This is a genomic window from Streptomyces roseirectus (assembly GCF_014489635.1).
GTDB classification, from domain to species: domain Bacteria; phylum Actinomycetota; class Actinomycetes; order Streptomycetales; family Streptomycetaceae; genus Streptomyces; species Streptomyces roseirectus.
Genome location: NZ_CP060828.1, coordinates 1,714,499 through 1,727,860, shown reverse-complemented (window position 1 = coordinate 1,727,860; position 13,362 = coordinate 1,714,499). Strand labels below are relative to the sequence as shown.

The window sequence follows — 13,362 nt, the reverse complement described above, 5'->3', positions numbered from 1 at the left end:
TCAGATCACCCCGTCCGACTTCAGCAGCCGCAGCTCCTCGCCGCCGAGCCCCAGCTCACCGGCGAAGATCTCCTCGTTGTGCTCGCCGAGCAGCGGTGAACTCCTCACCTCGACAGGGGAGTCGGACAGCTTCAGCGGGCTGCCGACGGTCACGAACTCACCGCGTTCGGGGTGCGGGACGCGCACGATCATCTCGTTCGCGATCAGCGACTCGTCCTCGATGATCTCCCTGGTCGACAGGATCGGCCCGCACGGCACACCCCGGGCGTTCAGCCGGTCCAGGACCTCCCACTTCGGCAGCGTCGCCGACCACTCCTCGATCAGCTGGAACATCTTGCCCAGCTTCGGCAGCCGGGCCTGCGGGGTCGCCCACTCGGGGTCGTCCGCCAGCTCCGGACGGCCGATCAGCTCGGCGATCGGCCGCCAGCCCACGGGCTGCACGATGACGTACACGTAGTCGTTCGGACCGCCCGGAGCACACCGCACCGCCCACCCCGGCTGGCCGCCGCCGGACGCGTTTCCGGAACGGGGAACTTCCGCGCCGAAGTCGTCGTTCGGATATTCAGAGAGCGGCCCTCGTGCCAGGCGCTGCTGGTCCCGCAGCTTCACCCGGCACAGGTTGAGTACGGCGTGCTGCATGGCCACGCCGACCCGCTGACCGCGCCCGGTTTTCTCGCGCTGGAGCAAGGCCGCGAGAATCCCCGCCACGGCGTGGACCCCCGTCCCCGAGTCCCCGATCTGGGCCCCCGTCGCCAGCGGCGGCCCGTCCTCGAACCCCGTGGTCGACATCGACCCGCCCATCGCCTGAGCGACGACCTCGTACGCCTTGAAGTTCGTGTACGGGCCGTCCCCGAACCCCTTGATGGAGGCATAGACGAGCCGTGGATTGATCTCCTGGACCCGCTCCCAGGTGAACCCCATCCGGTCCACCGCGCCGGGCCCGAAGTTCTCGACGAGGACGTCGGAGCGCCGGATCAGCTCGGTCAGCAGCTCCTTGCCGCGCTCGGTCTTGGTGTTGAGGGTGATGCTGCGCTTGTTGCAGTTCAGCATCGTGAAGTACAGCGAGTCGACGTCCGGGACGTCACGCAACTGCCCGCGCGTGATGTCCCCGGACGGCGCCTCCAGCTTCACGACGTCCGCGCCGAGCCAGGCGAGGAGCTGCGTGGCGGAGGGGCCGGACTGGACGTGGGTCATGTCGAGGACACGGATGCCGTCGAGCGCCTTGCCGGTCATGGGCGTCAACCTCACTTGTACATCGTCTGGTTCATGGTTCCGGGGGCGTACGCGTCCGGGTCGACCCAGACGTTGATCAGTGAGGGCTTGCCCGACTCGCGGGCGCGCCTGAGGGCGGGGCCGATGTCGGCGGGGTCGCGCACCTCCTCGCCGTGACCGCCGAGGATCTGGGCGAACTTGTCGTAGGGGACGTCACCGAGGGTGTTGCCGACCCGCTCGCGCGCCTCGCCGTACTTGCGGGCCTGGCCGTAACGGATCTGGTTCATCGAGGAGTTGTTGCCGACGACGCCGACGAACGGCAGGTCGTAGCGGACCAGGGTCTCGAAGTCCCAGCCGGTCAGGGAGAACGCGCCGTCCCCGAAGAGCGCGACGACCTCCTTGTCGGGGCGGGCCTGCTTCGCGGCGAGCACGAACGGGACGCCGACACCGAGGGTTCCCAGCGGACCGGGGTCCATCCAGTGGCCGGGCGATTTGGGCTGCACGACCTGCCCGGAGAAGGTGACGATGTCGCCGCCGTCGCCGATGTAGATCGAGTCCTCGGTGAGGAAGTCGTTGATCTCGCTCACCAGCCGGTAGGGGTGGATCGGCGAGGCGTCCGAGCGCAGCTGCGGCAACCGCTTCTCGATCGCGGCCTGTTCGACGGCGCGCAGCTCGTCCAGCCACTCCTTGCGCCGGGCCGCGCCGCCGTTCAGGGCCCCGGCGGCGGCCTCGGTGACGGCCTTGAGGACGAGGCCCGCGTCGCCGACGATGCCGAGGTCGATGTCCCGGTTCTTGCCGACGGTGCGGTAGTCGAGGTCGATCTGGACGACCGTCGCGTCCGGGGAGAGCCGCTTGCCGTAGCCCATGCGGAAGTCGAACGGCGTCCCGACGATCACGATCAGGTCGGCGCCGGAGAACGCGTAGCGCCGCGAGAGCTGGAAGTGGTGGGGGTCGCCGGGCGGGAGGGTGCCGCGGCCCGCGCCGTTCATGTACGCCGGGACGTTCAGGGTGCGCACCAGCTCGATCGCCGCCTCGGTGCCGCGGGTCGTCCAGACCTGGCCGCCGAGCAGGATCGCCGGCTTCTGGGAGTGGACGAGGAGACCGGCGAGGCGTTCCACCGCGTCGGGGTCGCCGGCCGAGCGGGTCGAGGCGCGGTAGGCGCCGGCCTGCGGGACGCGGGCCCTGTCGACGGGGACCTTCGCGTCCAGGACGTCGCGGGGGATCTCCAGGAAGGCGGGGCCCGGGGCGCCGTGGTAGCACTCGCGGAACGCCATCGACACCATGTCCGCCGCGCGGGCCGTGTCCGGCACGGTCGCCGCGAACTTGGTGATCGGCGCCATCATGTCGACGTGCGGCAGGTCCTGGAGGGAGCCCATCTTGTGCTGGGCGAGCGCGCCCTGGCCGCCGATGAGCAGCATCGGGGACTCCGCGCGGAACGCGTTGGCGACGCCGGTCACCGCGTCCGTCGTCCCCGGTCCGGCGGTGACGACCGCGCAGCCGGGCTTGCCGGTGATCCGCGCGTAGCCGTCGGCGGCGTGGGCGGCGACCTGCTCGTGGCGGACGTCGACGACTTCTATGCCCTCGTCGACGCAGCCGTCGTAGATGTCGATGATGTGGCCGCCGCAGAGCGTGTAGATGCGGTCGACCCCTTCGGCCTTGAGCGCCTTGGCGACGAGATGGCCGCCGGAGACCGTGGCCTGCGCGTTCCGGTCGTCCTGGGTGTCCTCGGGCATGGCGAACTGTCCCTTCGTAGGGGTGGTCGCGGGGAGGGGGGGAGGTGCGGGGAGGTGCCATGGGCGGCACATTGCATACAGTCGACGAATACTGTATGGACCATCTCGCATCACTCGAACGCTGTCCAGGGGGCGGGCGCCACTTTCGGCCAGCGGACCCTCGTGACCGGCCGGTCACCGATCGTGGCCTGCGGATACGCAGGTGAAACGCACTCCGAAAGCTTGGTATTGTTGTCCATGTCGCCGCGGGGAACACCCCCGCCGAGCGGCAGACACCTTGTCCGGGTGGCGGAATGGCAGACGCGCTAGCTTGAGGTGCTAGTGCCCTTTATCGGGCGTGGGGGTTCAAGTCCCCCCTCGGACACCAGCGAAGACCCCTGTGAACCAGGGGTCTTTTTGCTGTCCGGCCACGGCGCCTCCCGAAACTGATGCGGAACGAGGGCTTGTGGCTCGATTTCGATGAGGGTTAATTTAACCGCCACGCAAAGCCGCGGCTGGCTGTCGTCACCACCTTTCCCATGCGTTCGCGCACCTCAACCAGGGGATGAGTCATGCCAGTTGACAGAAATCAGATGTCGCGCCGAGGGTTCCTCGGGATGAGCGCGGCGGCCGGAGTCATCACGCTCACCGCCTGCGGGCACTCCGCCGGGGGCTCCAGCGGAGGCCCGCTGGTGATGACCGTGTGGGGCGGTGACCCGGACCGCAAGGCGTACCAGGCGCGAATCGACCTGCTGGTCAAGAAGTTCCCGGAGCTGAAGGTCAAGCTCCAGCTCATCCCCAGCGACTCGTACCCGCAGAAGGTCCAGACGATGATCGCGGGCGGCAACGGCCCCGACATCATGCAGGTCGCCGAGAGCGTCAACACCTACGCGAGCAAGAACCAGTTGCTGCCCCTCGACGATCTGGCCAAGAAGGCATCCCTCGACACCACACAGCGGTTCGGTCCCGTCGGCGACATCTACTCCTACCAGGACAAGAAGTACGCGATCCCGGACCGCTCCGGCGCGATGATCGTCTACTACAACAAGGAACTGTTCGCGAAGAAGGGCATCAAGGCCCCCACGGCGGAGTGGACTTGGGACGACGCGCTCGCCGCGTTCAAGGAACTCACCATCCCCGGCAAGCAGTGGGGCTACGGCGGAGCCGGCTGGTGGCCGCAGTGGTGGAGCTTCGTCTACCAGAACGGCGGCCAGATCATCGACGACAACGGCCGCCCCGCGGTCGCGAGCGACGCCGCGATCGAGGCCCTGCAGTGGGCCGGCGACCTGCTCTTCAAGCACAAGGTCGTCCCCAGCGCCAAGGACTACGCCGACATGGGCGCCGACATCGGCGGCGACCAGGCGTTCGCCAACCAGAAGGTCGCCGTCAACGCCACCGGCTTCTGGGCCATCGCCGGCCTGACCACCACCACGTTCGGCTGGGACATCGCCCCGATGTGGCGCGGCAAGAAGCAGGCGGTGTCCGCGTTCGGCAGCGGCCTCGCCGTCTCCCGCACCTCGAAGCAGGCCGAGAACGCCTTCAAGGCCATCGACTTCCTCACCTCCGCCGAGGCCCAGAAGGAGATCATCTCCTCCGGCCAGGACGTCCCCGCGAACCTGGAGGTCCAGAAGAGCGACGCGTTCCTGAAGCCCGCGTGGATGAAGACCCAGGTCGACATGGGGGTGTTCGCCGAGTCCAGCGAGTTCGTCTTCCGCGCGCCCTTCATCCCCGAGTGGAACGAGATGCAGGCCGCGATCGAGAGCGGCCTCGCCGACTTCTGGCTCGGCAAGGAGACCGACGCCAAGAAGGTCCTCACCGCCCTGCAGAAGAACCTCGAATCCATCATCAAGTCCGCGGGATGACCGGCCATGGCGACCCCCACGACGACACCGACCCCCTTGAAGAAGCCGGGCAGTTCGAAACGCCGCAGGCGTGAGGCCCTGGCCTTCTACCTCTTCATCTCCCCCTGGATCATCGGCTTCCTGGTCTTCCTCCTCGGCCCCATGATTGCGTCGGTCTACTACTCCCTCACCGACTGGGACTCCTTCACCCCGCCCAAGTGGGTCGGCCTCGACAACTACACCAAACTCCTCACCGACGACCCGGCGTTCTGGAAGGCCCTCTGGAACACCTTCTACTACGCGGCGATTTCGGTCCCCCTCGGCCTGATCCTCGGCCTCTGGCTCGCGAACCTTCTCAACAAGCAGGTCAGGGCACGGAAGTTGTTCCGTACCCTGATCTACCTCCCCACCCTCGTCCCCCTCGTCGCCACCGCGATGATCTTCAAGATGGTCCTCGCGCCCTCGGGCCCCGTCAACGACTTCCTCGGCGTCTTCGGCATCGACGGCCCCTCCTGGCTCATCGACGGCCCCTGGGTGAAACCCGCCCTCATCCTGATGTCCGTCTGGGGCGCCGGCAGCGCGACCGTCCTGCTGCTCGCCGCGATGAAGGGCATCCCGAGAGAGCTGTACGAGGCCGCCGAGGTCGACGGCGCCGGCGCCACCCGGCAGTTCTGGAGCATCACCCTGCCCCACCTGACGCCGATCATCTTCTTCAACCTCATCATGGGCCTGATCGGCGCGTTCCAGGTGTTCTCCCAGGTCTACATCCTCACCCCGAAGAGCAACAGGGGGGCCTATGACGCCGCCCAGACCATGGTTCCGCTCCTCTTCGACCAGGCGTTCGGCTTCTACCACATGGGATACGCCTCGGCGATCTCCTGGCTCCTGTTCGCCGTGATCCTCGTCTTCACGGCGCTCGCCTTCCGCACCGCCCGGCGCTGGGTGTTCTACGAAACCGAGGTGAAGTGATGGCCGGCCTGCTCACCGCCGCGCCGCCGGACGCGGACACGGCTCCCGCGCCGAAGCGCAAACGGAAACTGACGGATCGTCAAGAGAAGTCCGCAGTAAGGGCGTTCCGCGCGACCCCCGTCACCTACGGCACCCTCCTGATCGTCGCGGCGATCCTCTCCACCCCGCTCGTCTTCGTCGGCTCGATCGCCCTGTCCAGCGACGCGACCGTCAACGCCAACACGTTCACGATCATCCCCCGCGAGTTCCACTGGGAGAACTTCACCCGGGTCTTCGGCACCGAACTCCCGATGGGCACCTTCCTCCTCAACTCCGTGCTCATCTCGCTGTTCTCGGTCGTCGGCCAGGTCCTCTCCAGCGGCCTCGTCGGCTACGCCTTCGCCCGACTGCGCGCCCCCGGCAAGAACGCGATCTTCCTCGTCGTCATCGCCACGATGATGATCCCGACGCAGATCACGATGATCCCCCAGTTCATCCTCTTCCGGGACCTCGGCTGGGTGAACACCTACCTCCCGCTGATCGTGCCGAACTTCTTCTCCAACGCCTTCAACGTGTTCCTGGTACGGCAGTTCGTCTCCCGGCTGCCCAGCCAGCTCGACGAGGCGGCCATGATGGACGGCCTCGGCTTCTTCGGGATCTACCGGCGCATCATGTTCCCGATGCTGCGCCCGGTCCTGATCGCCATCGGCATCTTCACCCTCACCCACACCTGGGGCGACTTCATGGGCCCCCTCATCTACCTCAACGACGAGTCCAAGATGCCGCTCGCGCTCGGCGTGCAGTACATCACCAGCACCTCGGCCGCCATGCAGGCACCGCCGTGGAACCTGGTCATGGTCGGCTCCATCCTGCTCGCCGTCCCCATGATCGTCGTCTACTACATCGGACAGAAATACCTCTACGAGATGGACATCAGCGGCGGAAGCGCGGGGGTCAAGTGAGCATCCGTACCGACGGCCGAGGGCTCTGGCTCGACGGCCGACCCCGCACCCTCCTGTGCGCCTCCCTCTTCTACTTCCGGCTGCCCCGCGAGCAGTGGAGCGCCCGCCTCGCCCAGGTGAAAGCCTCCGGCTACACCTGCGTCGACGTCTACCTCCCGTGGAACTTCCACGAACTCGCCCCCGGCGACTGGTCGTTCGAGGGCCGGCGCGACGTCGCCGCGTTCCTCGACCTCGCCCGCGACCACGGCCTCTACGTCATCGCCCGGCCCGGCCCCTACATCTGCTCCGAGTGGGACGGCGGCGCCCTGCCCGCATGGCTGGGCCTGGACCGGGAGTTGAGGGTCCGTCAGAACGAGCCGCGCTACCTGGAGCAGGTCGCCGCCTGGTACGACCGCGCGCTGCCGCTGCTCGCGGAACGCCAGTACCCGGCGGGCGGATCCGTCATCATGGTGCAGCTGGAGAACGAACTCGACTTCTTCGACTGCGCTGACCGCACGGGGTACTTGACGGCCCTGCGCGACATGGCGCTGGCCCACGGCATCACCGTCCCGCTGATCGCCTGCTCCGGGCAGGGCGACCTCGCGGGCGCCACCGGTGACGTCCCTGGCATCGTCCCGGCCTGCAACTTCTACCCGGACGACGACTCCCCGGACATCGAGCCCGAAGTCCGCCACTACACGGACCTGTTGGCGGGGCGCGACACCCCGCTGCTGGTCACCGAGACCAACCGCCGCCACCGCACCCTGCGCCGACTCCTCGCGAGTGGCGCCAAGTTGATCGCGCCCTATCTCCAGGCGTCCGGCTGGAACTTCGGGTTCACGCCGTCCACCGGCAACTGGGGCCGCCCTGGCAACTTCATGAGCCACGGCTACGACTTCGGCGGCTACGTCTCCTCGACGGGAGTCCAGCGCCCCGAGTTCACCGAGGCCCAGCTCCTCGCGAAGGTCCTCGACACCTGGGGCGACCGCCTCGCCCTCGCCACCCCGAGCAGCCGACTCCCGCACCTGGACTGCGACTTCACGACCAGCTCGACGACCGCCGCACTCGACCTCGACGGCGGCGGACGGCTCGTCGCCGTACCGCACCTCGGGACGCGCGCGGGCACGGCCCTCGTCGACGGCACCCCCGTCGCCGTCGCCCCCGACTCCTGCCCCCTGATGGCGCTCGACGTCCCCCTCACCCCCTGGGGCATCGACGCCACCCTGACCCTCGCCTCGGCGGACCTCGTCGCCGCCGGGGACGGCACGCTCGTGTTCGCCTCCGAGGTGCCGGTGACCGTCGTCATCGGCGAGGAGAGTGCCGTCGTCCCCGTGCGGGGGCGGACGACGGTTGCGGGAGCGACGGTCGACGTCCTGCCACCGGCCGAGGCGGTGCGGGCCGGGCAGGACGCGGACGACGCCGTCCCCGTACCGGCCGATGCGGAGCCGGTCACCGTCCCGGAGGTCCGGCGGCGGCTGGAACCGGCGCCCGAGCGGCCGGCCGGGACGCACCCACTGCCGCCCGCGCTGGAAGCGCTCGGGGTGTACCGGGGGCGGGGCGCCTACCGGACCGTCACCGACCTGACCGGCATCGACACACTCCTGCTGACCGGGGCCGCCGACATCGTCGACCTCACGATCGCGGGACGCCCGCACCCCACGCTCACCGGGTTCGGCGCCGCCCGCACCATCGACGTCCGGGACGTGACGGGCGCCGCCGCCGTCGAAGCCGTCGTCGAGATCTGGGGCCACGCCAACTTCGACGACGCCCGCCTCCCCGCCCTGCGCCTCGGCGCACTGCGCGGCCCCGGACGCCTGTGGAAGGTCCGGGACACGGCCGACGTGTCCGCCCTGTGGACGGTCGACGGCCACTGGGCGGGCGAGCCCGCGCCGCTGCGCACCCTCGGCGGCTGGAGCAGCACACGCGTCGGCGTGCCGGTCACCTACACGCGGACGGTGCGGACGGCGACCGACGCCGCGTTGCAGGTGCAAGGGATCGTCGAGCCGCTGCGGGTGAGCGTCGACGAGGGTGAGCCGCGGACGCTGCACGCCGAGAACCCCTGGCTGTTGCTGCCGCCCGGCACCCATGCCGTCGCCCTCACCCTGCCCCACCACCCGAGCGGACCGGGGCTGCGGGCGCGGCTCCTCGCCCTGGACGCCGTCCCGGAGTGGTCCTGCGCCGTGCAGGACGACGCGCTGCTCACCGCGTTCGCCGGCGAGCGCGGGCTCGCCGAGGTCGTCCGGCTGCCGCTGGCCCTGAAGCCGGGCGAGGAGGCGTGGTTCGACTTCGAACTCCCCGAACTCCCCGACGCCGCAGGGCGGTTGATCCGGCTGGACGCCACACAGATGCGGGTCACCGCGTGGGCCGCCGGGGAGTGCCTGGGGCGGGTCTGGGCGGGGGAGCGGCCCGATTTCTCCGGCGGGAACCCGGACGTGCTGTGGATACCGGCCGGCTGGCCGGGTCCCGTGACCCTGCTGGCGCGCGCAATGGAGGGGCGCGGCGAGCCGGAGATCCGTACGCTGACGCTGGAGCCGGCGACCGGGGCATGAACGAGGGGGGACGCGTGGCGCGGCACACAGCACGGGATCTGCGCAGCGAGAACCGTTTCGAGGTGCTGCACGCGCTGTTCGACCTCGGCCCCTCCTCCCGGCAGGAACTCGCCCGGCACACCGGACTGAGCCAGGCGACCGTGACGACCCTGGTCGGCGAATTCCTGTCGGAGGGCGTCCTCACCATCGCGGCGAGGGAACGCACCGGCGTCGGCCGGCCCTACGACCGCCTCGCGATCGACCCCGGCCGGGGCCGGATCGTCGGCGTCGACGTCGCCGAGACCTACGTCGTCGCCGTGGTGCACGACCTCGCCCTCGGCGTCCTCGGCGAGGGCGAGGTGGCGCTCGACGAGCACGAGAACGGGCAGGGGTACGTCGTCGACGGCATCGTCACCGCCATCGCGCGGGCCGTCGAGGCGGGCGGCACCACGCGGGAGCGGATCGACGGCGTCGGCGTGAGCATGCCGGGGCACGTCCACCCCGGCGCGGGGGTCTCCGTGTTCGCCCCCAACTGGGACTGGCACGACGTGCGCATCGAGGAACTGCTCGCCGCCCGGCTGGAGTTGCCCGTCCACGTCGACAACCCGCTGAAGGCGGTCACGCTCTCCGAGATGTGGTTCGGGGCCGGCCGCGCCGTGGACAGCATGGCCGTCGTCAACCTCGGCACGGGCGTCGGCGCCGGCATCGCCCTGAACGGCTCGCTGATCCGGGGCACCACCAACAACGCGGGGGAATGGGGGCACACCCTCCTCGAACTCGACGGCCGGCCCTGCCGCTGCGGGCGGCGCGGCTGCGTCGAGGCGTACGTCGGCGCGGCCGGGCTGGAGACGACGCTCGCTGCGCTCGCCCCGGACCATCCGGCGCTAGGGCTCGGCGGACAGCGGGAGTTCGTGGCCGCCGTCGCCGAAGGGCTCCTCGCCGGCGACCCCGCCGTGGCGGAACTCCTCGCCCGGACCGCGCGCTTCCTCGCCGCCGCGCTCGGGGATTTGGTGAACCTGCTGAACGTGCCCACGGTCACCCTCACCGGCTGGATGTCGCGCGCCCTCGCCGACTGGCTCGTCCCGGCCGTCCGCGCGGAACTTCCGCGCCATGTCCTGCCGGGCTCGCTCCCGGGGCTGAGGGTCCAGGCGTCCCCGGTGCCGGGGAACGCCGTCGCGCTCGGGATGGCCGCGTTCACGCTGGAGCAGTTTCTGGCGCGGCTGGGGCTGGCGAGTCCGGCGCGGGCGCGGGCGCAGTAGGGGGCGGCGCGGGGGCGGTGAGTCCGGCGGTTTGTCGACACGTCGGGGCCGCCTCGGAGCCCTCCGCGGCCCCCTCGGCTGACTGTCCGTCAATGTCCATTCGGGGCCCGGGATTGACGGTCGTTGACCGGTTCGTGCGGTGATACGATCACGGCGCTTGTAGAGCGGGCGGATGGGTGCACGACGGTGACCCCGGTGCGGGCGGTCCGCCGGTCCACCCGCATTGACGGGAATTCAGCTACTGGCCGTCAGTCGCCTGAAGAGAGTCTTATGACGCATTACATAGGGAACCCGGCCCTCTGGGCTTTCCTCGCCTTGTCGGCATTGTTGGCCCTCGCCATCGCCCTCGTCGTCCGCCTGCGCCGGACCGCACGGGAATTGAGGCAGGAGGTCACCGGCCTCAAAACACATTACGCCGAACTGGAGAACCAGTACACGGAATCCGTCGAAGCGGCCCAGGAAAGGGCCGAGGACGCGACCAAGACCGTACTGAAATCCGCCATGCGCACCCTCCAGGGCCTCGCCCTGGAACAGCAGCTCATCGTCTCCCGGCTGCAGAACAAGTACGGCGACTCGGTCATGCTCCAGGACCTCCTGGAGATCGACCACACCAACTCCCAGTTCGGCCGCCGCGCCCAGTCCATCGCCGTCCTGTGCGACGGCTGGCTCGGCCGCCAGCGCGACGTCGCCTCCGTGTACGACGTCGTCCGCAGCGCCCAGGGCCGCGTCCGGCACTACCGCCGCGTCGAGATCCTCTCGCAGGTCGACTTCGGCATCACCAGCCGCGCCGTCGAACCCGTCGCACTCGCCCTCGCCGAACTCCTCGACAACGCCACCAGCTATTCCAGCCCCGACACGGTCGTCGAAATCAACATTCGCACCGTGCCCAAGGGAATCTGCATCGTCGTCGACGACGCGGGCGTCGGCATGAACGACGAAGAACGCGTCAAGGCGGAGAAACTCCTCTCCAGCGAACGCGTCACCGGCGTCTCCGCGCTCGGAAATCCCCCGCAGTTCGGATTCGCCGTCATCGGCGTCCTCAGCGAACGCTTCGGATTCGAAGTGTCCGTCGATTCCTCCTCCCCCTACGGCGGCGTCCGCGCCGTCCTCCTCCTGCCGCACGACCTCCTCACCGGCGCCCCCCAGCAGAAGGAGCCCGCACCGGTCGTCAGCACGGTCGGCGCACCGGAGTACGCCGGCCCCGAGGCCACCCCGCTGCCCACCGCCACAACCTCCGACGGCCTGCCCAAACGGCGCCGCAAACGGCCGATGGCGATCGTGCCCGGCAGCGCCTCGGACGACGCCACCCCCGCCCCGCGCGGCCGCGGCGGACGCTCCGGCGCGGAGACCGCGGCGATCATGGGCGCCTTCCAGCGCGGCACCCAGTCCGGCCGGGCCCGGACCGACGGGGCGGACCAGACGAGCAGCACAAGAGGTGCGAGCAGCGAAGGGCATGATGTCTCGTGAACGCCGATCTGTCATGGATGCTTGACAGCGCCCTGGAGATACCCGGGGCCCTGCACGCCGTCCTGATCTCCGCCGACGGGCTCCTCATGGCCCGCACCAAGGAGTTCGACAAGGACAACGCCGACCGGGTGGCCGCCGCGATGAGCGGGGTCCAGTCGCTCAGCCGCTCCCTCGCCTTCTTCTGCGAGGACCGCTCCCAGCAGTGGCGCCAGACCCTCGTCGAGTTCGACGGCGGCTGGGTCTTCCTCATCTCCGCCGGCGAGGGCGCCTACCTCGGCGTCTCCGCCACCCCGGACGTCGACATGCAGGACATCACCTTCCGCATGCAGCAGCTCGTCGGCCAGCTCGGCAAGGCGCTCACCACGCCGCCGCGCGAGAACATCGGCGTCCAGGCATGACCGGATACGGCGAACTCGAGCCCCAGACGCCGGAATTAGTGCGACCGTACGTCATCACCCGGGGCCGCGGACTGCCCGACGAGGGCCAGCTCTCGCTCATCACCCTGGTCACGGCCGCCCCCGGCGACCGGCGCAGGCCGACCCGGCTCACCCCCGAGGAACAGAGCCTCCTCGACCTCTGCGACGCCGGCTACCTGTCCGTCGCCGAGATCGCCGGGCACACCCAACTGCCCCTCGGCGTGGTGAAGATCCTCCTCGCCGCGCTCGTCGAGGCCGGCCACCTCGTCACCCGCCCGCCCGTCCAACGGGCTCCCCTCGCCGACCGGGAAATCCTGGAGGAGGTGCTGAATGGTCTCCGGGCCAAGTTTGGATGAGCAGGCGTACGTCCGAAGCGGCGAACAGCAGACGGCCGTCAAGATCCTCGTCGTCGGCCACTTCGCCGTGGGCAAGACCACGTTCATCGGGGCGATCTCCGAGATCGAACCGCTGACGACCGAAGAGACGATGACCCGCGCCGCCGAGACCGTCGACGACCTCAAGGGCGTCCAGGGCAAGACCACCACCACGGTCGCCATGGACTTCGGCCGCCTCACCATCAGCGACCGCGTCGTGCTCTACCTGTTCGGCACCCCCGGACAGCAGCGCTTCGTCCAGATGTGGGAGGACATGGCACGCGGCGCGCTCGGCGCCCTCGTCCTCGTCGACCCCGAACGGCTCGCCGACTCCTTCAACGTCATCGACCTCATCGAACAGTACGGACTCGACTACGCCATCGCCGTCAACCACTTCGACGGCACACCGCTGCGCGACGAGGCCGCCCTGCGCGAAGCCCTCGACCTCCTCGACGACACCCCCGTCGTGACCTGCGACGCGCGCGACGAGAAATCCTCGGCCGAGGCGCTGATCAAACTCGTGGAGTTCCTGATGGCCAGGGCTCACTGAGGCAGTCGGCACGGGCCCGTCGGCATCGGCGGTACGGGCCCACCGGCACAGGGCCAACGGGGGCCCTCCGACGGCGACTTGCCCGCCCGCCGTCCCACCCACCCAGACCTGTTC

General features: G+C 69.7%; 11 protein-coding genes and 1 tRNA gene. 10 read left to right on the top strand and 2 right to left on the bottom strand.

All coding sequences use genetic code 11. The features are described from left to right. Both frc and IAG44_RS07020 read right to left on the bottom strand, forming a co-directional pair. A complete protein-coding gene (frc, locus tag IAG44_RS07025) occupies positions 1-1,233 on the bottom strand; it encodes a formyl-CoA transferase (RefSeq protein WP_187752548.1) in 1,233 nt (410 codons plus the stop codon). An 11-nt stretch (positions 1,234-1,244) separates the two neighbouring features. After that, entirely contained in the window at positions 1,245-2,945 is a 1,701-nt protein-coding gene (locus tag IAG44_RS07020; protein ID WP_187746255.1) for a thiamine pyrophosphate-binding protein, read from the bottom strand. Between the two features lie 279 nt (positions 2,946-3,224). Here IAG44_RS07020 and IAG44_RS07015 point away from each other — a divergent pair. The 10 genes from IAG44_RS07015 to IAG44_RS06970 all read left to right on the top strand — a co-directional run bounded on the left by IAG44_RS07015 (position 3,225) and on the right by IAG44_RS06970 (position 13,248). After that, positions 3,225-3,312 (top strand) — tRNA-Leu (locus tag IAG44_RS07015). A gap of 205 nt (positions 3,313-3,517) precedes the next feature. After that, positions 3,518-4,786, top strand: coding sequence for an ABC transporter substrate-binding protein (locus IAG44_RS07010; RefSeq protein ID WP_246561560.1), 1,269 nt, complete (start codon positions 3,518-3,520; stop codon positions 4,784-4,786). A 6-nt stretch (positions 4,787-4,792) separates the two neighbouring features. Further along, complete coding sequence (locus tag IAG44_RS07005) at positions 4,793-5,734, top strand: carbohydrate ABC transporter permease (protein ID WP_187746253.1); 942 nt, start codon at positions 4,793-4,795, stop codon at positions 5,732-5,734. After that, positions 5,734-6,675: a carbohydrate ABC transporter permease gene (locus IAG44_RS07000; RefSeq protein ID WP_246561558.1), complete on the top strand. Its 942-nt coding sequence runs from the start codon at positions 5,734-5,736 to the stop codon at positions 6,673-6,675. The genes IAG44_RS07005 and IAG44_RS07000 overlap by 1 nt, the downstream gene beginning before the upstream one ends. Beyond that, on the top strand, positions 6,672-9,203 hold the full coding sequence (locus IAG44_RS06995; protein ID WP_187746252.1) for a beta-galactosidase: 2,532 nt from the start codon (positions 6,672-6,674) through the stop codon (positions 9,201-9,203). Before IAG44_RS07000 ends, IAG44_RS06995 begins: the two co-directional genes overlap by 4 nt. Positions 9,204-9,217: 14 nt before the next feature. Then, positions 9,218-10,441, top strand: coding sequence for an ROK family transcriptional regulator (locus IAG44_RS06990; RefSeq protein ID WP_246561557.1), 1,224 nt, complete (start codon positions 9,218-9,220; stop codon positions 10,439-10,441). A gap of 270 nt (positions 10,442-10,711) precedes the next feature. Beyond that, positions 10,712-11,908, top strand: coding sequence for an ATP-binding protein (locus tag IAG44_RS06985; RefSeq protein WP_187746250.1), 1,197 nt, complete (start codon positions 10,712-10,714; stop codon positions 11,906-11,908). Continuing rightward, a complete protein-coding gene (locus tag IAG44_RS06980; protein ID WP_187746249.1) occupies positions 11,905-12,306 on the top strand; it encodes a roadblock/LC7 domain-containing protein in 402 nt (133 codons plus the stop codon). Before IAG44_RS06985 ends, IAG44_RS06980 begins: the two co-directional genes overlap by 4 nt. Next, positions 12,303-12,680, top strand: a complete 378-nt coding sequence (locus IAG44_RS06975; RefSeq protein WP_187746248.1) for a DUF742 domain-containing protein — start codon at positions 12,303-12,305, stop codon at positions 12,678-12,680. The genes IAG44_RS06980 and IAG44_RS06975 overlap by 4 nt, the downstream gene beginning before the upstream one ends. Continuing rightward, positions 12,655-13,248, top strand: coding sequence for a GTP-binding protein (locus IAG44_RS06970; protein ID WP_187746247.1), 594 nt, complete (start codon positions 12,655-12,657; stop codon positions 13,246-13,248). The genes IAG44_RS06975 and IAG44_RS06970 overlap by 26 nt, the downstream gene beginning before the upstream one ends. The last annotated feature ends 114 nt before the right edge of the window (positions 13,249-13,362 follow it).